This window comes from Armatimonadota bacterium, from assembly GCA_018268395.1.
Classification (GTDB): domain Bacteria; phylum Armatimonadota; class Fimbriimonadia; order Fimbriimonadales; family Fimbriimonadaceae; genus JAEURO01.
In genome coordinates this window covers 208,669-232,341 of the sequence record JAFDWQ010000005.1, presented here as the reverse complement: position 1 = coordinate 232,341, position 23,673 = coordinate 208,669, and the positions used below count along the sequence as shown (strand labels likewise).

General features: G+C 63.3%; 21 protein-coding genes. 5 read left to right on the top strand and 16 right to left on the bottom strand.

The features are described from left to right. The first annotated feature begins 46 nt into the window (after positions 1–46). Positions 47–943, top strand: a complete 897-nt coding sequence (locus tag JST30_10760; protein ID MBS1714804.1) for a dihydrodipicolinate synthase family protein — start codon at positions 47–49, stop codon at positions 941–943. Here JST30_10760 and JST30_10755 read toward each other — a convergent pair. The 3 genes from JST30_10755 to kdsB are packed head-to-tail and all read right to left on the bottom strand — an operon-like array spanning position 940 to position 4,399. After that, on the bottom strand, positions 940–1,401 hold the full coding sequence (locus JST30_10755) for a D-tyrosyl-tRNA(Tyr) deacylase (protein MBS1714803.1): 462 nt from the start codon (positions 1,399–1,401) through the stop codon (positions 940–942). The genes JST30_10760 and JST30_10755 overlap by 4 nt on opposite strands. Continuing rightward, the gene (locus JST30_10750) at positions 1,401–3,608 is read right to left on the bottom strand and encodes a bifunctional (p)ppGpp synthetase/guanosine-3',5'-bis(diphosphate) 3'-pyrophosphohydrolase (protein ID MBS1714802.1); all 2,208 of its coding nucleotides are present in this window, start codon (positions 3,606–3,608) and stop codon (positions 1,401–1,403) included. Before JST30_10750 ends, JST30_10755 begins: the two co-directional genes overlap by 1 nt. 53 nt (positions 3,609–3,661) lie before the next feature. Continuing rightward, positions 3,662–4,399 carry a 3-deoxy-manno-octulosonate cytidylyltransferase gene (gene kdsB / locus JST30_10745; protein ID MBS1714801.1) on the bottom strand — a complete coding sequence of 246 codons (738 nt, stop codon included), beginning with the start codon at positions 4,397–4,399 and terminating at the stop codon, positions 3,662–3,664. Positions 4,400–4,542: 143 nt separating this feature from the next. Between kdsB and JST30_10740 the strand changes: the two genes are divergently transcribed. Both JST30_10740 and JST30_10735 read left to right on the top strand, forming a co-directional pair. Next, positions 4,543–5,934, top strand: coding sequence for a hypothetical protein (locus JST30_10740; protein ID MBS1714800.1), 1,392 nt, complete (start codon positions 4,543–4,545; stop codon positions 5,932–5,934). 163 nt (positions 5,935–6,097) lie between these two features. Further along, positions 6,098–7,471, top strand: a complete 1,374-nt coding sequence (locus JST30_10735; protein MBS1714799.1) for a hypothetical protein — start codon at positions 6,098–6,100, stop codon at positions 7,469–7,471. Between the two features lie 262 nt (positions 7,472–7,733). Here JST30_10735 and greA read toward each other — a convergent pair whose 3' ends face one another. Further along, positions 7,734–8,201: a transcription elongation factor GreA gene (gene greA / locus JST30_10730; GenBank protein MBS1714798.1), complete on the bottom strand. Its 468-nt coding sequence runs from the start codon at positions 8,199–8,201 to the stop codon at positions 7,734–7,736. A gap of 45 nt (positions 8,202–8,246) precedes the next feature. Here greA and JST30_10725 point away from each other — a divergent pair, with 45 nt between their 5' ends. After that, positions 8,247–9,287 carry a glycosyltransferase gene (locus JST30_10725; GenBank protein MBS1714797.1) on the top strand — a complete coding sequence of 347 codons (1,041 nt, stop codon included), beginning with the start codon at positions 8,247–8,249 and terminating at the stop codon, positions 9,285–9,287. Here JST30_10725 and JST30_10720 read toward each other — a convergent pair. The 8 genes from JST30_10720 to purL form a co-directional block, all read right to left on the bottom strand. Beyond that, the gene (locus tag JST30_10720) at positions 9,282–10,028 is read right to left on the bottom strand and encodes an ABC transporter ATP-binding protein (protein MBS1714796.1); all 747 of its coding nucleotides are present in this window, start codon (positions 10,026–10,028) and stop codon (positions 9,282–9,284) included. The two genes, JST30_10725 and JST30_10720, sit on opposite strands and share 6 nt — an antisense overlap. After that, the gene (locus JST30_10715) at positions 10,025–10,888 is read right to left on the bottom strand and encodes an ABC transporter permease (GenBank protein ID MBS1714795.1); all 864 of its coding nucleotides are present in this window, start codon (positions 10,886–10,888) and stop codon (positions 10,025–10,027) included. Before JST30_10715 ends, JST30_10720 begins: the two co-directional genes overlap by 4 nt. A gap of 11 nt (positions 10,889–10,899) precedes the next feature. Next, positions 10,900–11,280, bottom strand: a complete 381-nt coding sequence (locus tag JST30_10710) for an FKBP-type peptidyl-prolyl cis-trans isomerase (GenBank protein ID MBS1714794.1) — start codon at positions 11,278–11,280, stop codon at positions 10,900–10,902. Between the two features lies 1 nt (position 11,281). Continuing rightward, the gene (gene phoU, locus JST30_10705; protein MBS1714793.1) at positions 11,282–11,953 is read right to left on the bottom strand and encodes a phosphate signaling complex protein PhoU; all 672 of its coding nucleotides are present in this window, start codon (positions 11,951–11,953) and stop codon (positions 11,282–11,284) included. Positions 11,954–12,006: 53 nt separating this feature from the next. Continuing rightward, the gene (locus JST30_10700) at positions 12,007–12,930 is read right to left on the bottom strand and encodes an ABC transporter ATP-binding protein (GenBank protein MBS1714792.1); all 924 of its coding nucleotides are present in this window, start codon (positions 12,928–12,930) and stop codon (positions 12,007–12,009) included. After that, positions 12,927–13,787 carry an NAD(+)/NADH kinase gene (locus tag JST30_10695; GenBank protein ID MBS1714791.1) on the bottom strand — a complete coding sequence of 287 codons (861 nt, stop codon included), beginning with the start codon at positions 13,785–13,787 and terminating at the stop codon, positions 12,927–12,929. Before JST30_10695 ends, JST30_10700 begins: the two co-directional genes overlap by 4 nt. Before the next feature lie 10 nt (positions 13,788–13,797). Beyond that, positions 13,798–15,696: a tetratricopeptide repeat protein gene (locus JST30_10690; GenBank protein MBS1714790.1), complete on the bottom strand. Its 1,899-nt coding sequence runs from the start codon at positions 15,694–15,696 to the stop codon at positions 13,798–13,800. Between the two features lie 111 nt (positions 15,697–15,807). Next, positions 15,808–18,069, bottom strand: coding sequence for a phosphoribosylformylglycinamidine synthase subunit PurL (gene purL, locus JST30_10685; GenBank protein ID MBS1714789.1), 2,262 nt, complete (start codon positions 18,067–18,069; stop codon positions 15,808–15,810). Here purL and JST30_10680 point away from each other — a divergent pair. Continuing rightward, positions 18,068–18,463, top strand: coding sequence for a hypothetical protein (locus tag JST30_10680; protein ID MBS1714788.1), 396 nt, complete (start codon positions 18,068–18,070; stop codon positions 18,461–18,463). The two genes, purL and JST30_10680, sit on opposite strands and share 2 nt — an antisense overlap. A gap of 75 nt (positions 18,464–18,538) precedes the next feature. On the opposite strand, the gene JST30_10675 is transcribed toward JST30_10680, so the two are convergent. From JST30_10675 to secD, 4 genes are all read right to left on the bottom strand, one after another. Next, on the bottom strand, positions 18,539–18,724 hold the full coding sequence (locus JST30_10675; GenBank protein MBS1714787.1) for a hypothetical protein: 186 nt from the start codon (positions 18,722–18,724) through the stop codon (positions 18,539–18,541). Between the two features lie 78 nt (positions 18,725–18,802). Continuing rightward, entirely contained in the window at positions 18,803–20,416 is a 1,614-nt protein-coding gene (locus tag JST30_10670; GenBank protein ID MBS1714786.1) for an ABC transporter substrate-binding protein, read from the bottom strand. A 43-nt stretch (positions 20,417–20,459) separates the two neighbouring features. Further along, positions 20,460–20,954 carry a YajQ family cyclic di-GMP-binding protein gene (locus JST30_10665; GenBank protein MBS1714785.1) on the bottom strand — a complete coding sequence of 165 codons (495 nt, stop codon included), beginning with the start codon at positions 20,952–20,954 and terminating at the stop codon, positions 20,460–20,462. Positions 20,955–21,046: 92 nt separating this feature from the next. Then, on the bottom strand, positions 21,047–23,587 hold the full coding sequence (secD, locus tag JST30_10660; GenBank protein ID MBS1714784.1) for a protein translocase subunit SecD: 2,541 nt from the start codon (positions 23,585–23,587) through the stop codon (positions 21,047–21,049). Positions 23,588–23,673 lie beyond the last annotated feature (86 nt).

The window sequence follows — 23,673 nt, the reverse complement described above, 5'->3', positions numbered from 1 at the left end:
GGCTCTGGAGCCGCAACTCTTACGGTGCTCCGGGTTTACTTGACGGGTGCCGGTCCTCCCTGCAGGCTGCTATCCCGCGGCGGTCACGCCCTTCGACGGGCAAGGCCGTGTCGATACCGCTTCTCTGACCAAGCTCTTGGCATACTTCGACGCCGCAGGCTGTCGCGGAGTCGTCCTGGCCGGCACCAACGGAGAAGGCCCGTCCCTTTCCAACTACGAGAAGCGCGATCTGATCCGGACGGCGGCGACGTCCAAGGGACGGCTCCGGTTGATCCTTGGCATCGCGACCCCGAGCCTTCCGGAAGCGGAATGGCTGTCGGTCCAAGCGCACAAAGACGGGGCCGACGCCGTGCTCGTCATGCCGCCGGGCTATTTCCGACAAGCGACCGAGGACGGCGTCGCGGCCTGGTTCGAACGACTGCTTGACGCCTCGCCGATCCCGGTCATCGCCTACAACTATCCCAAGATGACGGGAATCACGCTCACACCGGGGTTGTTGTCCCGTCTCGCCGGGCACCCGAACCTGGCCGGCGTCAAGGACAGTAGCGGCGAGTCCGCCAACCTGGCCGCGTACCGATCGGTCCTCAGTGACCGGCATGTCCTCTTCGTCGGGGACGAGACCCTTCTGCCCGACGCGCTCGATTCAGGCTGGACAGGCACGATCAGCGGCGCGGCGAACGTCGTTCCCCGTTGGCTCGCCCGGCTCGTCGACGAAGACGCGACGCAACGCGGGTCTCTGATCGATCTTGTCGCGCCCGTCGTCCAGGTGGTGCGGGCTGGTCCCCAGCCGGCCTTGAACAAGGCCGTTCTGGCCGCCCTCGGTGTGATCGACGACGCTGCCCCCCGGCTTCCGTTGACGACGGTCGATCCCGCGGAGTGCCTGGCGGTCCTCGAGCGACGGCTCGGCGTCAGGCCCGGCGAACTCGGGCTGTCACCTGCCTAAGACTCGGCGATGACGGTGACCGGACCGTCGTTAACGATGTCCACGAGCATGTCGGCCCCGAACTCTCCCGTCTGCACGCGCGCGCCAAGCTCCACCAGTCCGGTGACGAAAGCATCGAACAGGCCCTTGCCTTGTTCGAACGGTGCCGACGCCCCGAAGCTCGGCCGCCTTTGGGTCGCGTCTCCATAGACGGTGAAGTTCGGGACGGCCAAGACGTTGGCTCGTTCCAGGTCTGCTCCGACGAGCGCCTCACGGTCGCGAAGGTTCAGGTTGATCTTGCCCTCAGCATCGGCGAAGACCCTCATTCCCCACACTCTGTCGGCCAGCTTCTTGGCTTCGGCGACCGTGTCGTCGCGGCCCGCCGCGACCAGCAGGACGAACCCCGGTCCGCACGAACCGACGACCCGGCCGTCGACGGTCACCCGGCCCGACGTCACTCTTTGCACGACCGCCCGCATCAGCCGCCGTACTTCCTCAGGATGGAAATGACGTCGTGGACGTTGCCGATCTTGTTCATGACCGACTGGAGTTGGGCGACGTCCCGTACGGCGACCGTGGCGTCGATCTCCGCCGTCTGGTTGGGCAACGTCCGGACGTTCATTCCGAGGATGTCGACCTTGGACTCGCCCAAGATCGTCGACACCTCCATGAGGAGCCCCGTGCGGTTCAACGTCAAGATCTTCAGGTCGACCGCGTACGTCTTCCCGTCCGACGGCCATTGGAGGGGGACGAGCCGTTCGGACTCCGTCTCCATGAGCCTGAGCGCGTTCGAGCAGCTTCGACCGTGGATGATGATGCCCCTGCCCCTTGTGACGAAACCGATCACGTCCTCGCCCGGGATCGCGCCGCAGCACTTCGCCCTGCGGAACATGACGTTGTCGATCCCGCCCTCGACGACCGTCGCCTCCTTCGCCGGCGTCCGCGCTTTGAACAACGCTTCGGGCTGCTGGATCTTGAGGACGGTCTTGACTTTCTCGATGACGCCTTGAAGGCTCAAAAGGCCCTCGCCGATCCTTGCGAAGACGTCCTGACCGCTCTCACAGTTCTTGAACTCTTTCGCCAGTTCGTTCATCCGCTCGTCGCCCAAGATCTGCTTCGGCTCGATCCCCGCCTGCCGGAGGCCCCGCTCCATCGCTTCCTTTCCACGAGCCGTGCTGTCGGCCTTGTTCCGCTTGCGGAAGTAGGTCCGCAACTTGGACCGGGCGTCGGCGCTCTTCAAGAACTCGAGCCAGTCCAGGCTCGGTTGGGCGTTGGACCTTGTCACGAGTTCGACAACGTCGCCGTTCTGAAGGCGGGTCGAAAGCGGAACCATCACGCCGTTGACCCGGGCTCCGACCGTTTTCAGTCCAAGGTCGGTATGGACCCGGAAGGCGAAGTCGACCGTCGTCGAGTCTTTGGGCAGGTCGATGACGTCGCCCTTTGGAGTGAAAACGAAGACCTGCTCGCTGAAGAGGTCGGTCGAGACCGTACGCAGAAACTCGCTGGACGTGCGCGTGTCCGTCGTCCAGTCGAAGAGCCGGCGACGGAGCGTCTCGAAACCGCCGGGATCGGCCGACGCCTGACCTTCCTTATAAGAATAGTGCGCGGCGACGCCGAACTCGGCCACTTCGTGCATCGGTTGAGTCCGGATCTGGATTTCGAGCGGGTCGCCCCCCGGACCGATGACCTTCGTGTGCAACGACTGGTAGCCGTTCGGCTTCGGCATGGCGATGTAGTCGTAGAACAGGCCAGGCATCGGGAGCCAGAGCTCATGGACGATGCCGAGGACGAGGTAGCACTCCGAATGCTCCTCGACGATCACGCGCATCGCTTGAAGATCGTAGATCTCCTCGAACGGCACGCCCTGCTTGACGATCTTGTTAAAGATGCTGAACAAGTGCTTCGGACGGCTCGCGATCTGGGTGTTCTGGAGCCCGCGGGCGTCGAGGGCACGGCGGAGGACGCGGGTCGCCTCGACGAGTTCGGACTCCCGTTGCGTCCTGGATTTCGCGACCTTTTCGCTGATCTCCTGGAACTCCTTGGGATGGAGGACTTTGAACGCCAGGTCCTCGAGCTGCCATTTGATCTGCCAGATGCCGAGACGGGCCGCGAGCGGCGCATAGATGTCCAAGGTCTCGTTGGCGATCCGGGTCTGCTTTTCAGGTTTGAGGGCACCGATCGTCCTCATGTTGTGAAGCCGGTCGGCGAGCTTGATGACCATCACCCGGACGTCCTGCGCCATCGCGAGGAGCATCTTGCGGAGGCTTTCGGCGGCCCAGTTCGACTCTGCGGCCGCCTTCTGACGCTCGGTCGCGTCGCTGCCGATGTTCGTCCGGAGCTTCGTGACACCGTTCACCAGGTGCGCGACCTCCGGCCCAAACTTCGAAGAGACTTGTTCGATCGTGACTTTGGTGTCTTCAAGGACGTCGTGGAGCAAGGCGGCGACGATCGTGTCGTCGTCCATGCGGAGTTCGGCCACGATCCTGGCGACTTCGAGGGGGTGCGCGATGTACGGTTCCCCGCTGATCCGTTCTTGGCCTTTGTGCGCGGATTCGGCAAGGCGGAAGGCCGACTCGATCTTGGCCACGTCGGCTTCGGGACGCCGTTCGCGGACCGACGCCAAGAACGAAGGCCAGGCTTCGCCTGTCGGTCCGTCCGAGCCGGTCTTCGAATCAGGCAGTGCCACGCGCGGTCGTTCCCCAACGGCTTCGGACCGATCGGCCCGACACCGGCCCTAGTTTAGACGATAGGGCGGGCCCGTCGGCTTAAAATCTGCCGGACCTGCTCGGCCTGTTCGGGCGTGTCGACGGCCAGTTCGGTCCCGGCGGCCGGGCTCATCTTGATCCTGACCCCGTTCTCCATGAACCGGAGCTGCTCCAGGCTCTCCGCACGTTCCAACGTCCCCATGGGCCACGTCGAGAACCGGGTCAAGGCGTCCCGCCGGCACGCGTAGAGCCCGATGTGCTTCTTCACCGCTTCGGCCCGCGGGTTCCGGGGGTACGGCACGGCATAACGCGAGAAGTACAGGGCGAACCCCCGGAGGTCGGTCACGACCTTGACGACGGCCGGATCGTCGAGTTCCGACTCCTCGCACGTGCAATAGACGCTCGCCATTTCGATCGACGGATCGGAGAGCATCGGGGCGACACAGGCCGAGATGGACGCAGGGTCCATGAGGGGTTCGTCGCCCTGCACGTTGATGTAGACGTCGGCCTCGGTCATCGATGCGACTTCGGCCATTCGGTCCGTCCCCGTCACATGGGCGTCGGACGTCAAGACGGCCCTGGCACCGAAGGACGCGCAGGCCGCGACGATCTCTTCGTCCGGCGTCGCCACGACGACGTCGTCGGCGGCTCCCGAGGCCAGCGCGGCTTCGTACACCCACTGCACCATCGGGCGTCCGCAGAGGTCGGCCAAGGGCTTACCCGGGAAACGGGTGCTGCCCATCCGTGCGGGGATGACGACGACGCTCTTCATCAAGTGCCATCCTACCGGAGACCGAGCCTGGCAATTTTGCCTGAAACATTGCTGAAATTGCCGGGAAAGACCGAATTGCGGGTGGCGCACCCGCCCCTTGAGAGGGGTTCTCGTGATAGGATATACGCGCTATGAAGAGTAGCTTGAAGATCTTATCCGCCTTGGCGATTGCAGGCCTCGCTCTTGCCGCCAATGCGCAGAAGCACCTGCAGCTTACTGGGCCCGGTCAGCTTGTCAAGCCGATCGCGGCGGCGAAGGCCAAAGTCACGGTCCGCAACGGAAACGTGATCGGTCTGAGCCTCGGCCAGTGGCACAAGTACAACGAGAACATGCAGCGCCCGGCCGCCTCGACGACGATCGCGTTCGACGGCTGCGAGTTCACGTTTGACGCCGACCCCAACAACACGGCTCCGGCGGACGGTCTGTACGGCCGCGACTGCTCGACGCTCGGCCTCGGCCTTGCTTACGGCAGCCGCTGGTTCTTCGGTACGACTTACGTCAACGGCGGTCGACTCGACGACATGAAGCTCGCCCCGGGCGCGGCCGGCAAGAAAGCCGACCGCATGATGTTCGCCTGGTACAACGCCGCGGCGACCAACGATAACGGTACGCTCGTCCTGTCGCTGGAGAACTTCCCGACGGGCGCCGGCGGAAACGGCATCGACCCGAACACCGAGACGGCCAACGCCCTTGACGGCGTCCTGTTCACCTTCGGCGCCTTGGGTGCCGGCGGCTACTACTTCGCCGACATCGACATGGTCCCGTTCGCGATCGACATCCAGTTGCCGATGGACGGCGACGGTGCGTACCTGATCGCCCACGGCGACTATGACGGCACCAACCTCATCGTCGGCATGTGCCAGAACATGCTGTGGGGCCCCGGCCAGCCGACCAACCCGTCCGGCCCGGGCAACGGCCTGATCTGGGACGACGACACTCCTCTGGACGCCGCTTTCACGGATCCTGACGAGCTGTTCGACTACACGTTCGGCATCTGCCCCGATCCGATCGGCGGCATGCTCTCGCTGCTCTACACGGGTGGCGGCGCCACCACCGAGACCCTCGCCCCGACGACGGGTTCGGTCAACATCGGTAAGTCCAACACGGGCGGCTTCGGCGACACCGGCGCGGCTGACGGCGTGTCCTGGCGCATCTGTAAGTTCGTCGTGACCTCGGCCACCAGCCCGATCGTCCGCGCGACCTTCCTCTACACCACCACCAAGACCACCCCGACCGCGATCGACTACGTCGTCACGGCCAAGATGGTCCACAGTGGCACGTTCAAGATCCAGCTCCTGCTCAGCAAGGACCCGAACAACCCGAACAACAACGCGGGTTACGACGTGGTCCTGCCGCAGACGGCGATCAACACGACGATGGCGACCTACACGGGTAGCGCGGTCAACACCCCGCTGACCCAGTACGTCGGCACCGGTGGCCAGATGGCCGGCCGCGTCGAGATCTACCGCAGCTTCAGCGCTGTCGCCGCCCCGTGCGTCGACATCGACGCTGCGCTGATGAAGGTCACCGGCTAAGGCTGAGACCTCAAGAGTCAGACCGTCAGGTCTGCACGGCCCCTGGGATCGACCCAGGGGCCTTTTTTGTCTTCCCCGTGTCCTTGCCAGGAATCGGGCCTCAGGCGCGATCCGGCACATCTTCGGAACGGATCGTGATAGGATAGAGCCTGGTCTCACGTCCATGATGAGGTTGCTTGCCGCACTGTCCCTTTTAGCGTTCGCCTTGGATGCACCGGCCCAAAAGCGCCCGTCGCTGTTCGGGCCCGGCATTCGGGTCGAGCCCGTCGCCGTCGCCTCTGCGAAGATCGTTTCGGTGAAAGGCAAAGTGGTCCGCGTCAAGACGGGCCCGTGGAAGCCCTATATCTCCGGGATGCAAAAACCGGCCGCCTCGACGACCTTCGCCTATGACGGATGCGAGTTCTTCACGACTCCGAACCCGCAAGACACGTTCGTCACGGACGGGCTCTATGGACCGGACTGCGGTAAAGCAGACTATCGGTACTGGTTCGGGGCCACGTATAAGCACGGTCTACGGTACGAAGACCTGAAGGTCGCTCCCGGAGCCGAAGGTCAGAACGTCGACCGGATCCAGTTCGCGTGGTACCAAACGGCCAACGTCAACAATTCGACGACACTGGTCGTCACGTGCGACGACTTCGCGACCGGTTCCCATGGCAACGGACTGGATCCGAACACGGGCCGCAGCGACATCGACGCCGTCATGGTGTCGTTCGGCGGGATCCTGGGCGACACGGGCTACTACTTCGCCGACGTCGACCTCGCCGGACTCGGTGCACCGCTCCGCCTGCCGCAAGACGGTGCGGGAGGGTTCTTGGTCGCCCACGGCGACTACAACGGTATCGACCTGTTCCTCGGCGTCGGTCAGAACATGATGTGGGGGCCCGGCAAGTCCGGCAACCCCAGTGGCCCGGGGCAGGGAGCGATCTGGGACGACGACTTCTATCCCGGGGACGGCTTCCTCGACCCGGACGAATTCTACGACTACACCTATGGCTTGTGCCCCGATCCGCTGGGTGCGATGTTGGCCATGTTGTACACGCCCAGCAGCGCGGTCGAGACCCTAGCGCCGGAAGAGGCCGTCGTCGAACTCGGCAAAAATGCGTCCGGCTCGTTCCAGGACTTGGGAGTCGTCGACGGCGTCGCCGAACGCGTGTGTAAGTTCGTCGCTCCGAACGCCCAGTCGCCGATCGTCCGGATCCGGACGACGTACCACACGACGAAGCCACAACCGACGTCGATCGTGGTCTCGGTCACGGCACGCATGGCGACGTTCGGCCAGTTCGCCCTGAGGCTCTCGCTGAGCCATGATCCGGACGTCCACGGTTCCGAGAGCTACGACACGTTGCTCGACGGGGCCCCGATCGGAACGGGCTATCAGACGTCGAACGGGGTCGCTGTTCAAGCTCCGCTGTCGCAATACGTCGGGACCGACGGACGGATGTCGGCGCGGACGGAGATCCGCCAGACCGGCTTTTCGAGCGTCGCGGCGCCGTGCGTCCTGATCGATGCGGCCGTGCTCAAGGTCGGGGGCTGACGCCTCCAGAAAGCGTCCGGATACAAGAAAAGACCCCGGCCTGGCGGCCGGGGTTTTGGTTTTTACCAGAGAGACCGCGGTTCATGACGAACCCTAGTCTCGTGTCCAGGGTCGCTAAAACCCCGCACCTCTCTGGTTACGTTGTTGATCTGTCATTCCCGTGCACCACCTCCTGTTTTGGTGAAAAGTACACGGCCCCTGGGAACGGGACCGCGCCATTCTTAACAACGGTCCGGGCCGCTGAAAAGTTTCTGGAGGAGGGTCACTCGACCGCTTCGATCGAAAGGATCTCGTACTTCTGCGTACCGCCAGGGGCCACGACTTCGACTTCCGCCCCGACCGTCTTTCCGACCAAGGCCTCCCCAAGAGGGGACGTGATGGAGATCATGTCGTTCGTCGGGTCCGCTTCGAACGCCCCGACCAACGTCAGAGCGAGCTCGTCGCCCCACTCGAGGTCCTTCACCGTGACCTTCGTGCCGAGATGGGCGGTCCCTTCCTCCCGGTCTTCCTTGTCGACGATCTGCGCGGTCAAGATCACGCGTTCGAGCTCCGAGATCCGGCTTTCGAGCCGTCTCTGGTTCAACCGCGCCTCGTGGTACATCGCGTTCTCCCGCAAGTCTCCATGAGACTTCGCTTCGCGGATATTGTCAGCGATACGCTGCCGCTCGACCGACTTGAGTTGGTCAAGTTCGGTCTTCAGCTTGTCGTACCCTTCGCGGGACAGCAACATAAGGCAGGATTTTGGCACAGCCCTTTGGGTTAACTGGAGGACAACTTGCGGGTCAGCGTCATCGTCGTCAGCTTCAACACGCGCGACCTGCTCTGTCGCTGTCTCGACTCCCTTGAGGAGGCGGACGAAGTCATCGTCGTGGACAACGCTTCGACCGACGGTTCGGCCGATGCGGTCTCCGTGTTCTATCCTCACGTCCGGCTCGTGCGCAACGCGGTCAATGTCGGCTTCGGGTCGGCCAACAACCAAGGGCTCGACCTCCTGACGGGCGATCTGGCCCTGCTCTTGAACAGCGACGCCTTTGCCGAGCCGGGAGCCATCGGCCTGCTCGCGAAGACGATGGCCGACGAATCCATCGTCGCCTGCGGAGGGCGCCTCGTCGCCCCTGCGAAGATCGGTTTGTTCCGATCCGAGACCGCCCGCCTCTTCGTCGAGCGGTCGAGCGGTTACCGTGAGCTGTTCCAAGCGCAAGCCGACGCGACCCAGAACTCTTGTGCGAAGGGCCTGACTTTGTGGGCGGTCTTCTGTGAACAGACCTGGCTCGAGAAGCTCCTCGAGGCCGCGAGCACCACGACACCCTACTGGCTGACCAGGTCGCTCCTCGAATTCCAGGACTTCTATCCGAATCCGATGTACCGCGTTTACGATGTCGCCCAAGTCATGGGGGCCTGTCTGATGATGCGGCCGGGTCTACGGTTCGACGAACGGTTCTTCCTGTACTGTGAAGATACGGAGCTTTGCCACCGGCTCCTCCGTCAGGGTCGGATCGTCTATGTCCCCGACGCCGTCTTCGGGCACGAACTCGGGGCGTCCAGCGCGTCTGCACGCTGGGCTTCGGTCGCCCGCTACAACAGCGGCAAGGAGCGGTTCTTCAAGATCCACTCCGGGGCGTTCGCGGCCGACGTCTGTTGGGCGTTCGACCGCTTCGGCGCCTTGTTCCGATTGGCCGTCTGGACGGTCGCGACGGTGGTCACTTTAGGCTCGGTCGCGGGCTTCCGCCGACGCGTCGCGTTGTTCGCGCGCGTCCTCTTCGCACCGTTCGAAGGGCCGCCCGATCCGCGGGGCACGTCGCGAGAGGGTTCATAGCCCGTCCGGTTCAGAACCGTGGGAAAGGTATTCGGCGATGACCGGTTCCGGAGGGCCGTCGAGCACGACCTGCCCGCCTTTGAGCCAGACCACGCGGTGCGCGACGCGCCGAACCGCGTCCATGTCGTGGGACACGAAGAGGACGGTTCCGCCGCCGGCCTGGAACTCCGCGATCCGAGCGTAACACTTCTCCTGAAAGGCCTGGTCTCCCACGGCGAGCACCTCGTCGACGATGAGGACCTCCGCGTCCACGTGGACCGCGACCGAGAAGCCCAGCCTCGCCTGCATTCCGCTGGAGTACGTCCGGACGGGCGCATCGATGTGGCTCCCGAGTTCCGCGAACTCGACGATCGCGGGAGTCCTCTCCAACGCCTGCTTCCTCGTCAATCCGAGGATCATGCCGTTGAACAGGATGTTCTCAAGTCCGGTCAAGTCCTGATGGAACCCGGCGCCCAGTTCGAGGAGCGGTGCGATCCGACCCTTGACCTCGATCGTGCCCGACGTCGGTTTGTAGACTCGCGCAAGGAGCGAAAGGAGCGTGCTCTTCCCTGCCCCGTTCCGGCCGACGACGGCGACGCACTGGCCGCGCCGCACGTCAAAGTCCAGCCCCTTGAGCACGTGAAGCCGTTCGAGCTTACGGGGCCTCCACCAAAGGGCCAGCGTCTTCAGCGACCCGACACCGCTGTGGGACAAAGCGAACTCCTTGTGGAGCCCTTGGACGGAGATCGCGGTCTCGCTCATGGCCGTTCGACGAACCTCCACTTCAAGCGGTTGAACAAGGCGTATCCGGCGATCAAGACCCCGAAGGAGACCACGGTCGCGACCGCGAACAGGCCCCAATGCATGGGAAACGCCGGTATCAGTCCGATCCCACCGCCGGCGTCGACCTGACCAGGAGGGACGAGCGCCTTTTTGTAAGCGGTCGCCAGCGTCGCGATCGGGTTCAAGTGATAGAGGTAATAGAGTTGGACGAGCCCCTTCTCTTTCAACGAGTAATAGACGTTCTCGCTGAAATACATGATCGGTGTCAGGAAGAAGGTCAAGTACAGCAGCACGCCCACCACGTACTTCACGTCTTCGTAAAAGACGTTAAGGGCCGAGATCATCAACGAAAGGCCCGCCGTCAGTGCGAACGTCACGACGAGAAGGACGGGAAGGAAGCCGATGCGCCACGTGAACGGAGAATCGTGAAAACCTGTCGTCGCCCACACCGTGAACAAGAACGCGAAAAAGACTCCCATCGCCAAGAGAAAGTGGAAGAAGTTCGCAAGGACGGAGGCCAAAGGCAGGATCTCTCGCGGGAAGTAGACCTTCTTCACGACCGGTAGCGACGTGATGACCGATTGGGCCGAGTCCATCACCGCCAGATTGATGAAGAGGAACGGGAGGTACGCCGAGAGGACGTACGGGGTGAAGTTCGGGGTCGCATTGTGGAGGAAGACCCGGAACACGAGCCACATCACGCTCACGGTCAAGAGCGGGTTGAGGAGCGACCAGAAGAATCCGAGAAAGCTGTTCTTATAGCGGATCCGGAGTTCGCGTTCGACCATCGCCCAGAGCAACTCGCGGAAACGCCAGAGCTCTCGAAGGTCTTCTCGCATCGGGCGGGAGTCTACTCCGAGGGGGTGACGGCCTTGACCGTGACGGTGACGACAAGCGTGGCGTCAGGAGGGACCACGGGCGGATTGCCCGTCTTGCCCCATCCTTGTTCCGGCGTCAACCGGATCCTGCGCACGCCGCCCGGCTTCATTCCGACGACCGCTTCGGTCCACTTCTGGTCCGGTCGGGCTTTCAATAGGAACGTGTAGGTCTGTCTCCGTTTGACCGAATCGACGATGACTTTGCCGTCTTCCGTTCGGACATGAAGGTGGACGGTCACGCGGTCGCCAAGCCCGGCGGCTTTTCCCGAGCCGACCTTGACGTCCGTGAACGGGAAGGGTGTCTGGACCGGGTCTTGAACGTAAAGGAACGTGAGGACGAGGGCCCCGACCACGTCAACCGACCTTCTTCGACGCCTGTCCGGTGACCATGAAGTACGTCCGCTCGCCGATGTTGAGGGCATGGTCGGCGATCCGTTCGATGTGATGGATCGCCAAAAGGAGCCAGCCGGCGGCGACGACCTGGTCGGGGTTCTTGATCATGTAGTCGAAGATCTGGCTGCGCAGGGTCCGGTACAACTCGTCGACACGGTCTTCCAACTTCTGCAGATCGTCGAACGGCTCGGTTTCCTTCCGGACGAACATCTGGATGGATTGGCGGATCATTTGCCTCGCGACGTTGGCCATCAACGGCACGTCGACGTAGTTCGTCGCACCGAGCTCGTGCTCGACTTTCATACAGATCTTGGCGATGTCGACGGCGAGGTCGCCGATCCTCTCGATATCGGTGACGATCTTGATGACCGTCCCGATCTCGCGCAGGTCCCGCGCCATCGGTTGCTGGAGGGCCAGCAGGCGAAGGCACCGCTGCTCCAGTTCGATCTCCATGACGTCGATGTCATCGTCGTCGTTCAAGACTTCCCGGGCCAAGGAGACGTCCAACCTCTGGAGGGCGTCGACGGCACGCGTCACCATCGACTCAGCGCCGCTCGCCATTTCGATGACGCTCTGTTCCAACTCGCCGATCTCTCGGTTATACGCGGGTCGCTGGGCCGGGGTCTGTTCCATTTCTTAATAACAGGTTAAGGCGTCTATCAGACGGTAGACGTGCCGAGAACGATTCACTCGGCGGACGTTTCGACCAATGGGTGGAAACACGCCACCCGGTGCCCGTCGTTCCCGACGAGGGCCGGAGCCGCGAGGCGACACTCGTCATCGACGCGAGGGCACCGGGACGCGAACCGGCAACCTGCGCCGATTCTACGCGGATCAGGCACTTCCCCTTTCGCCGTTTCGGGCAAAGTCCCTAACGTCTCCAGCGTCGGCGCCGACGCCATCAAGGCAGCCGTGTACGGATGCTCGGGACGGCCGAACACTTTGTCCGTCGGCCCTTCTTCGACGATCCGGCCCAGGTACATCACGGCGACCCGGTCGGCAAGGAAGCGCACCGTCGTCAGATCGTGCGAGATATAAAGGAAGGCACAGTCGAGCGACTTCTGCAGGTCTCGAAGCAGGTTCAGGATCTGGGCCTGCATGCTGAGGTCGAGCGCCGCCGTCGGTTCGTCACAAATGACGAGCGGCGGACGGAGGGCCAGGGCCCGTCCGATGGCCACCCGTTGCCGTTGACCGCCGCTGAGCTGGTGCGGATAGCGCTCGGCGAACGTCGCGTCCAATCCGACCTCGGTCAAGACCGAAGACACGTCGCCGTCTTTGTCCGCGAGCTTCAGCGGTTCAGCGATGACGTCCTGGATCTTCCAGCGAGGGTCCAAACTGGCGTACGGGTCTTGCCAGACCATACCGACCGTCGAAGCTTGTCCACGCTCGACACCTTTCACGGCCCGACCTGCGACCGTGATCGAACCGCCGCTCAACGGTTGGAGCCCGAGGACGGCCCTGGCGAGCGTCGTCTTGCCGCATCCGGACTCGCCGACGACGGCGACGGTCTCTCCCGGCTCGACGCACAGGCTGACGCCGTCCAAGGCCCTGACCTCGCCTCCTCGGACGCGGAAGGAGACCTGGGCCCCGTCGACTTCGAGAAGGCTCAGAAGTCGTCCTCCCGGCGGCCCTGGCTCCACCGTAACCGGTCCGAGAGCTTTTCGAGGAAGTCCTGCTCGTCGACCGAGACCAGGCGGGTCTTCCGGGGCGACTTCGTCACCCTGACCAAGTCTCCGCTCAGAAGGTGCAAGCGGCTTTGACCGTCGCAGGAGAGCACCGCATCGCCGCGCGTCTCCACGCGGATCTCGATCAGAGAGTCCGAGCGGAGGACGAGGGGACGGGCGGAGAGGGTGTGCGGCATGATGGCCGTGATGAGGATAGCTTCCATCGACGGGTCCACCACAGGCCCGCCTGCGGACAGAGCATAGGCCGTCGACCCCGTCGGGGTCGACACCATGACGCCGTCGGCCGGATAACGGGCGAGGAGTCGGCCGTTCACCCGGGTGTCGAACGTGAGCATCCGGGTCGTGGCCGATCTTTGGACCGCCGACTCGTTCAGGGAGTGGAGCGTGGCGACGACTTTGTCCTCCCGTATGAGGTCGGTCTGGATCATCATCCGTTCGTCGATCGAAGCCTGGCCGTCCATGAACTGGCTGAGCGCCGCGCCGGTCTCCTCAGGTTCGACCTGGGTCACAAAACCGAACTGTCCGTAGTACACGCCCAGGACGGGCGTCCCTTCAGCCGCACAGATGTGGGCGGCATGGATCAAGGTGCCGTCACCGCCGAACGTGATCATGAGGTCGGCGTGCGCCAGTTCGTCCGGAGCCAAGGATTCGACCCCCAGGCTGGCGGCGCCTTCGCGGTCGGAGCCGACCGTGACGCCGCGCGACCGGAGCCATTCGGCCGTCGACTTGGCGGCCCGTATGGCGTCCGGTCGGTAAAGGTTGACGAGAAGGTTGACCCTCACGCCGAGAGTCTTACCCGGCGGACTTCAGGCGTTTCAGGTTCCTCTGCGCGTCTTCGTATCTCGGATCGATCTTCACGGCCCTTTCCAGGACGGCGATCGCTTCGGCGCGCTTGTTCAAACGCTCTAGCGCCACGGCCAGGTTGTTGTAGGCAGGCAGGTATTTCGGGTTCGATTCCACGGCGGCCCGGAAGCTGGCGACAGCGTCCGACGTCTTGCTTTCGCGCAACTGCCACAGGCCGACGCCGTTCAACGCCATCGCGTCTTTCGGCCGCTCGGCCAGTGCCGCTTTGTAATGGACGTGGGCGCCTTCATAATCGCCTTGGGACCACAAGGTCGAAGCCAGGTTCAGACGGACGTCGGTGCGTTTCGGTTGTGCTTGCAGCACCTGCTTCCACAGGTCGACAGCGTCTTCGACCCGTCCGCCCTTGTAATACGCGGCGGCCAAGTTGAGTTTCGCGTCGATGCTCGACGGGTTCATGCCCGCGACCTTTGCGAACAGGGTCGTCGCTCCAGCGACGTCGCCCTTCTTCCACAGGATCAGAGCGAGGTTCTGGTTCGCATCGATGTCGTCGGGCTTGATCTCAAGGGCTTTGCGGTAGCACTCCGCAGCCCCTTCGGTGTCCCCCTTCTTCTGCTTGGCGACGCCCAGGTTGAACCACAGGTCGGCCCTGTTCTGGATCCGGTCGGTCGCCTTGACCAAGAGTTCTGCGGCCTCTTCCGTCCGACCGTTGCGTCCATAGAGCTCTCCCAAGACGAACACCACGTCCGGGTCCTCGTCGCCCAATGCGACGGCCCGCTCCAAGTACTTGATCGCCTTCAGATCGTCTTTGGCCGCCGCGAACGCGACGCCGGCGTTGTGGGCGAACAGCACGGACTTCGGATCGGCGTTCGACGCGGCGGCATAGCTTTCGGCCGCCAATTGCGTCTGCCCCTTCATTTCGTACGCACGGCCCAGGTTGTTCGAAGCGAACGGCTCGCCCGGCTTGCGCTTCAAGGCCTGCTGGTTCGCTTCGATCGCCCGGTCGGCGTCTTCTTGCTTGAGATAGAGGACGCCCAAGTTGTACCAAGGCTCGTAGAGGTTCGGATCGGACGCCACCATTTGGCGATAGGCGGCGGCCGCTTTTTCGGTCTGGGGCGGGGTCACGTTCGCATAGGCGTTCGCGAGGTTGTTGAGGACCTCGAGGTCGTTCTCCCTCAGTTCGCGGGCCCGTTCCAGGTAACCGATCGACTTGTCGTACTGCTTGTTCTGGACGGCGGCGAATCCGAGCCACGACAGCGCGGCGACCAGCGTCTCCCGGTCCGGTTCGAGGGCCACGAGGCGGTCGTAGGTCGCGATCCCTTTGTCGGTCTCCTTCGCCTTCATGTAGGCCGAAGCCAGGTTGCCCACGATGACCTTGTCGTTCGGGGACGCCTTGTCCGCCTCTTCGAGGTAAGCGACCGCGCCGGCAGCGTCGTTCCGGTCCAGGCTCAAAAGGCCGAGTTTGTTAAGGACCGTCGCGTTCCCCGGTTTCGCCGCGTTCAGCGCACGATAAGCCTCGTACGCTTCGTCCTTCCGGCCCGCTTTGTCCAAGCACACCGCAAGGTTGGTCATCGTGACGGTGTCGCTCGGATCGGCTTTCTGGGCGGCCCGATACGGAGCGACGGCGTCCTCGTACCGGCCCTCCTGCATGTGGATGTAGCCGAGCCAAGAATTGACGTAGAAGTTGCCCGGCTCCTTCTTCTCCAGTTCGCCGAGCGCCTTGACCGCCGCTGGAGCATCGCTCTTCTCGGTATAAAGCTTGACGGCCGACACGACGCCTGCGAGGAACGCCCGCGACGGTTTCGGCTGCTTGGGCTGCTCCTGTGCGAACGCCGATTGCGCCACGGTCAGCAACGCACAGGCACAAATGGCCGCAACAATCTTCTTCATTGTCTCAATCCCCGCGAATAGAACCTAAGGGCCTTGGTCTCATTAAAGCACGAGGCGTGCCGCCCCTGCCCGAGACACGGGCCTCTGCCCGTCAATCCGGCAAATCTCCGGTCAGGAATCCCCCAATGATGCCGGTATGCCCGATTCGTACAATCCCTCAAGCCTACAGGTTTGGACGGAAAGAAGGACGCGACCGTTCCCGCTCAGTTCGAACGTTCCCGAACCGTCCGTCCGTCCGATGCGTACAAGCTGAAGACCGGGTTCGACGAGCCCGGACAGCCGCTCCTCTTGACCAGGGTCGGCGCCGAGGAACACCGTTCCTGGAACTTCGCCGAACAAGCGGGCGTCCGTCCGGCTCCCCAATCCGGGCAAACCGGCAACGTCGGCCTTGAGGCCCGCGCCAGATCTGATGACCATTTCGGCCAGGGCGAACGCGGCCCCTCCTTCGCTCGAGTCGTGGCAACCCGATACAGCGCCTTCGGACGCCATCCTGACGAGCGTGGCGTGCAAGGCCCTTTCAAGCATCAAGTCGGGGGCGACGGGACGACCGTCCTCGATCCCGTGCACTTCGGCAAGGTAGGAACTGGCGCCGAGTCCCTGTTGCGGACCGCTGTCTACGCCGCACGTCAAAGCGTACACGTCTTGATCTGGGCGCAGCGTCCCGCCGACCCGTTTCGATGCGTCGTCCATCACCCCCAACATGCCGATCAGGGGTGTCGGCGGGACTTCGCCCAGTTCGCTCTCGTTGTAGAAACTGACGTTGCCGCTGACGACGGGCGTCTCCAGGGCTTCGGCGGCGTCGGCCAAGCCGCGGACGCTGCGCTCGAACTCCCAATAGACTTCTGGATCTTTCGGATTCCCGTAGTTGAGGCCGTCCGTTACCGCCACGGGCATGGCGCCCGTACACGCTACGTTGCGGGCGGCTTCGACGACCGCGAGCAAGCCGCCCACGTAAGGGTCTTGGGCGACCCATCGGGAGTTCCCGTCGATCTTGAGGGCCAGACCTTTCCGCGTCCCTCGCGGGCAGAGGACGGCCGCGTCCCCGTCGCCCGGCAGAAGCGCCGTCTGGGTCTGCACGGACTGGTCGTACTGGCGGTACACCCAACGTTTCGAGGCCAGATCCGGCGACGATACGAGGGTCTCCAGGGCCTGGAGCGGGTCGGTCTCCGCCAGTCCGGCCGGATCGAACGTCGCGGACTCCGCATACCGGGCCGGTTCATGCGTCGGCAAGGCCAAGGACGGGCACCCGTCGGTGAAAGCCAGGCTCGGCGCGTCGACCTCGAGCTTTCCATGGCGCCAGACCTTGACCCGTCCGTCGTCCGTCACCCGACCGATCACGACAGCGGCAAGGCCCCACTTGGCGAAAACGTCGATGACCTCGCGTTCGCGGCCCCGGTGGGCCACGCAGAGCATCCGTTCCTGACTTTCGCTCAGCATCAGCTCGTACGCGGTCATGTCGGACTCGCGCATCGGGACGAGGTCGAGGTCGATCTCCATTCCCACCCTGCCCTTGGACGACATCTCAGTGGTCGAGCAGGTCAATCCGGCCGCACCCATGTCCTGGATCGACTGGACGGCACCGGTCTGTAACGCCTCGAGCGTCGCCTCGATCAGGAGTTTTTCCGCGAAGGGATCGCCGATCTGGACGTTGGGCCGCTTGGATTCGCTGTCTTCGCCTAAGACCTCGCTTGCAAAGCTGGCCCCGTGGATGCCGTCCTTGCCCGTGGCCGACCCGAGATAGATCACAGGGTTGCCCTCGCCTTGCGCGCCCGCCGTCGCGACGGCGTCGGTCTTAAGGAGCCCGACCGCCATGGCGTTGACGAGCGGGTTTCCGCTGTACCGGCGGTGGAACGACACTTCCCCCGCGACCGTGGGCACGCCCACGCAGTTCCCATATCCGGCGATTCCGGCGACGACGCGTTCGAACAGGTATCGGTTGCGGCGGACCGTCGCCGGCTCCGTGTCGCCGTCCCGGATCGGCCCGAACCGGAGCGAATTCAGCGACGCGATCGGGCGGGCGCCCATCGTGAAGATGTCGCGGATGATCCCGCCGACGCCGGTCGCCGCGCCTTGATAAGGCTCGACCGCTGACGGGTGGTTGTGCGATTCGACCTTCATCACGACGCCGAGGCCGTCTCCGATCGGGACCACCCCGGCGTTTTCCAGCCCCTCGCCATCGACCGCCTCTTTGTACCGTTTGAAGTAAGAAAGGACGCGCTTGGAGCACTTGTAGGAGCAGTGCTCGCTCCATTGCACCGAGAACATGCCGAGTTCCGTCTCCGAAGGGTCCCGGCCCAACAATTTTCGGATCTCTTGGAACTCCTCCGGCGTCAGACCAAGGGAAAGGTATACGTCCGGAGAAATGGCGGTCATGAGGTGGATTATAGGCGTCACCTTGCTCGGCGCACTGGTGCCGGCGGGGTGTTCGGACCGAGGGGACTGGACCGGGGAGTGGATCGGCCGGCGCCCTCTGAACCTGCCTCCAGGTGAAGACAGGTCGGTGGCCGAAACGCTCGCCCTCGTCCGCTTGACGGTCCGACCGGACGGCACCTTCAGGCTGACGGAGGAGGGCTTCGCGAAGACCGGGAGCGGTTCCTACGGTTCCGACACCGCGACACTGAACGTCAGGGAAGTCGACGGGCTCCGGCCCTCTGAGACGCGCGACATGACCGGGAGCAGGAAGCTCGCCTTGAACAAGGACGGGACGGTGGTGTTCGTCCGCGAGGGCGACCCGCCTGTCGTCCTGACCCGGCGGCCCAAAGAGTGACCGGACCCCGAAATCGGGATCCGGTCTGTCTTGTAGAGGCAGTGCGCCCCTCGGGCGCTCAAGGCTCGGTGAGCCTTATGCCGCACTTCTGACGTCAGGCGTCGCGCCGCTCCCGCCTTCTACGACGAGGAGCACGGGCTGACCCGGCACCGAGGACCCTGTTTCTTCGATCCATGGCGCCGACTTTGCGGACAGGCAATAGAACGCCGTCGCGCAGGTCACGTAACCGAGAATCACCACGGCCACTAGCACGCTCATCATTATTGGAGCAACGTCCCTGTTCCGATAGACCGGGAAACTGCCAGGTTTGAGCCGGGCAAATCTACCTGAAACGGTGCTCTAAGGCCCTGTCGAGCCTTCGATAGAGACCGTCGTGTGCGGAAGGTGGCCGAACACGGACTCGCGGATCCCCTTGACCCACGGCCGGATCAGCTCGGCGTCCCGCTGGAAGTAGATCGGGACCCAGACGGCGTCTTGAAGCACGGTGTCCTCAGCCTGGGCGTAAAGCGGGAGCACCTTCTCCACTTCTGGGCTCGCATCGGCTTCGCGACAGAAGCCGTCGAAAACGGGACTGTTGTATCCGAGCTTGTTCTCGGGGCCCCAGGTCGCGAGCATGTGGCTCAAGAAGTTCTGCGGATCGGCATAGTCGGCCGCCCAACGCATGTGATAGAACGTCTGCTGCTTCTTATTGAACTTGTCCAAGTACGCGAGCCACTCCATCTGTTGAAGCTTGACGTCCACGCCGAGGTTGGTCTTGATCTGGCCGGCCACCGCTTCGGCGACGAGCTTGATGTCCGGTCGGTTGTCGCGGAAGGTCATGACCAACGGCGGCAGGCCCTTCCCACCCGGATGACCGGCGTCGGCGAGAAGCTTCTTGGCCGCTTCGGGATCGTATTTGAACGATTTGGCGTCTTTGCGGTCGCCGCCGGGGATGTTCGGCGGGACGATCGAATAGGCCACGGAATTCACGCCGCTCAACAACTCCTTGACGATCTTCTCCTTGTCGATCGCCATCGCGAACGCCTGTCGGACCTTGATGTCCTTGAACGGCGGGTACATGAGCTGATTCATGCCCACGTAGAAAATGGAGGGACGGGGGAAGAACTGGATCATCGGCTTCAGGGCCGGATCCTTCTCCAAGCTGGCGACGTCGGCCCGCTCGAGCATGACCAGGTCGAGTTCTCCTCCGCGGAACTTATTGAGCCGGGTCGTCGGGTCTTCGAGCACCAACCGCTCGATCGTGTCGATCTTCGGCGCTCCGGCGTGGTACTCCTTAAAGGCTTCCAGTACGACCAGTTGGTTCGGCTGGTACGACTTCAGCTTGAACGGCCCGCTGCCGATCGCCTGGCTGACGTCGCTCAGTTCCTTTTCCGGCGGAAACGACTCTTTCGGGACGACGGACGCGACCAGGTACGTCAGCTTGCCGAGGAAGTTTCGGTCCGGCTTTGTCAGCGTGATCGCGACGTGCGACGGGTCGACGACTTTGACACCGCTCACCTCTTGAGCCCGACCCGCGAACTTGTCGCTGAAGCCTTGAATGCCTCCGAGATAGCTGTCCGACACGGGCGAGGCCAGTTTGGAACTCGCCGACCGCTCCAGGCTCCACTTCACGTCATCGGCCGTGACTTGCCGTCCGTTGTGGAACTTAGCGTTGTCCCGAAGCTTGAACGTGTACGTCTTTCCGTCGGTCGACACTTCCCAACTCTGGGCAAGGTAACCGACGGGCTTGTTCTCCGGACTCCACCCTACCAGTCCCTCGTAGACCTGTTGGAGCAAGTCGATCGTGTCGCCGTCCTGGACTTTGTGCGGGTCCATCGTCGTCGGGTTCGTGACGATCGGATAACGGAAGACGCCCGGCTTGCCCTTGTCGGCTTGAGCGGCGAATTTTCCGGGCCCGCAACCGAGGGGGATCAGAAGGGCGACGGCGAGGAGCGCAAGACCGGTCTTCCGCATGACGCACGCATTTTAACCGAAGGCGCTTCCGACCGGACGGCCCTTAGCGATAGTTGATGAAGTCGACCGGAAACTCCAGGTCGAGCGACTTGACGAACGTGATCGCCTTCTGAAGGTCGTCTTTGGACTTTCCGCTGACTCGGAGCTGCTCGCCCTGGATCTGGGCGTTCACCTTCAGCCCCTTGTCCTTGATCTGTTTGACCAACGACTTCGCCTTGTCCTGCTCGATACCCTGTTTGAAGGTGACCTTCTGTTTGACGCTGATTCCGGGCCCCGGTTCGAGCTTGCCGTACTCGATGCTCCGGGCGTCGACGTTACGCTTGATCAACTTACTGAACACGATGTCCTTGAGCTGGTCCATCCGGAACTCGTCGTCGGCGGTCAGCGACACTTCCTTTTCGTCGAAGTCGATCTTGGCCGCCGTGCCCCGGAAGTCATAGCGGTTCTCCAGTTCCTTTTGCGCCTGGTTGACGGCGTTCTTGACCTCGGCCAAGTCGACTTTGGAGACGATGTCGAAGCTGAATTCCTGGGTTGCCATACGGGATTGACCTTGTTCGTCGGATCCTGGCCCTACCAAGGGCCGGACAAGCCGTGGCCCGCGTCCGACGGTCGCGGGCCACGGGTGACCGTTCAGTCTTCGTCGTCGATCTCGCGTTTGGACTGCTCGACCGCGCTCGAGCGGCGCTTGATCTGGCCGTAGGCGCTCCCCGCTCCCGTGGCCGCCCCGGTCGCCGTGGCGGCGGCCGGCATCGCGCCAGCGGCCGTAGCCGCCGCTTGGGCCCTGACCTTGATCTCGCGGGCCGCCTCGGCCATCAGGCCTGCGCCTTCGCCACGCTTCTTCATGACGATCTTGTCCCAGATGTAAAGGATCGGGGTCGCGTTGAAGATCGAGCTGTACGCACCGATCGAGATCCCGAGGAGCATCGAAAGGCACATGAACTTCAGGTCGGGGGTCGGCGTGCCGATCGCGATCAAGACCGCAAGCGGGATGACGGCCGACATCGACGTGTTGATCGACCGTGCGACGGACTGGGTGACCGATTTGTCGCACAGGTGCTCGAACGACTCGCCCTTGTGCTGGCGGTTGAGGTTCTCGCGGATGCGGTCGAAGATGATGATCGTGTCATGGACGGAGAAGCCGATGACGGTCAGCATCGCCGTGATGAACAGCGCGCTGATCTCCCAGTGCAGGAAGTAACCGACGATCGCGGCGGTGCCGATGACGAACAGGACGTCGTGGACCAGGGCGATGACGGCCGAGGCGCCGAACTTGAAGCCGTTCCTGATGCCACCGACAGAGATGCCGAACCGGAACGCGAGGTAGACGGCGATCAACAGCGAGCTGATCCCGACGCCCATCACCGCGTTGTTGACCGTCTCTTTCTGGACAGTGGGCCCGATCGCAGAGAAGCTCGATCCTTCCGTCGACAGTCCCGCCGCCGACGCGATCCTCTCGTTCGCGGAGTTGTCCCCGACGGCCATGTCCTTCAACGGCGGGACGGTCAGGTAGACGACTTTGCCCTTCTCCGTATCGGCACCCTTGATGTTGACGCCTTCGATCCCCTTAGACGAAAGGTTCTTGCGGATCTGGTCGGTCGTCAGGCCGGCCGGCAGCTTGTACATGCCTTCATAGCCGCCCAGGAACTCCACGTTGAGCTTGATCCCGCCCAAGCCGATGAAGACCAGGCCCGGGATGATCAAGGCGGCGGAGACGATGAAGTAGAACTTCGTCCGCCCGATGATGTTCAAAAGGTGGTGGGTGGCGTCGTCCTTCTGCTGCTCCAAGAACCAGCCCTTGCCCATGCCGTACCACTTCGGGTTCCGGCCGATTCCGAGCGCCTGCGAACCTTGGACCAGGACGCGGGTCACGACGAACGCCGTGAAGAACGAGATGAAGACGCCGAGGCCGAGCGTCGAGGCAAAGCCTTTGACCGGCCCCGTCCCGTAGAAGTACAGGACCGCACACGTCAGGACCGTACAGGCGTTCGAGTCGATGATCGCGGTCAAAGCCCGTTTGAAGGCGATGCTCGTCGCCCTTGCCAGATCCTTCCCCTCCCGAAGTTCCTCTTTAAGGCGTTCGAAGACGAGGATGTTCGCATCGACCGCCATGCCGACCGAGAGGATGAACGCGGCGATGGCGGCTAGGCTCATCGTCGCGCTGATCAGGTTCAAAAAGGCCAGCGTGAAGACGGTGTACAGCAGCATCGCAAGGAACGCGATGACACCGGGGAAGCCGTAATAGATGACGAGCAGGACTCCGACGATCGCGAAGGAGATCGCGCCCGCTTTCTCCATCTCGTTCAGGGCTTGCTTGCCGATGGTCGGGTCGACCTTCTCGGTACTCAGCGGTACGAGGGCGACAGGCAACGAACCGGACCGGACCAGGTTGCAAAGATCGTTGACATACCCGGCCGGGAACGTTCCGTCCAAGAACGCCTCGTCGCTGAGGACGGTGCCGTCCTTGACGTAAGCCATGTTGAGGACCCGGTCGTCCAAGACGAACGCGATGTTCTCGCGCTTGTTCATGTACTTCCGGCTCCATTGCTCCATCTTCGCCGCACCGGACGGTGAGAAGAAGAATTTGGGATGGCTGCCGTTGCCGCTCACTTCCGGACTCGCGCCTGCGACGTCCTTGCCCTCGAGGATCGTCTCCCAACTCGCGATCATCGCCTTGTAATCGGGATCGCCAGGTTCGAGCACCTTGGACGGGTCGCTGCTCTTGACGTACGTCTCGTACTTGACCTTGTCCGACTCCCGCTGGTTCGGGACGTGCTTGTACCGCCGGTTGGGATAGAGGTCCGTTCCGACCGTCTTGGCCCACTTGACCTCGATCTTGGCGGTCGTGCTCATGATCTCGGTCGCACGGGCGATGTCGGTCATGCCCGGCAGTTCGACGACGAAGCTGTCCTCGCCTTTCCTCATCACCGAGGGTTCCGAGGCGCCCAGCGTGCCGCGGGCGCGGCCGTCCAGGATCTTGACGAGATCGCTCTGGATCATCGCCTGGCGGCCGAGGTCCTCCTTGGACATGTGCTCCGTGTCCATCCGGTACACGAGGCGGAGGCCGCCCTGGACGTCCAGACCGTACGTGAACGGCCACTTTGCGACGCGCCATGCCGAGAGACCGGCGAGGACGACGACGAGTACGAGGAACAGGATGCTTCGTGACTGCAAGTGGGGGCTCCAGGTCAGGCAGGTTAAGGCCGGGCAACGAGTATACCAACGGTCTTCGAGGGGTCACGGCACCTGGCCGAGGCGCA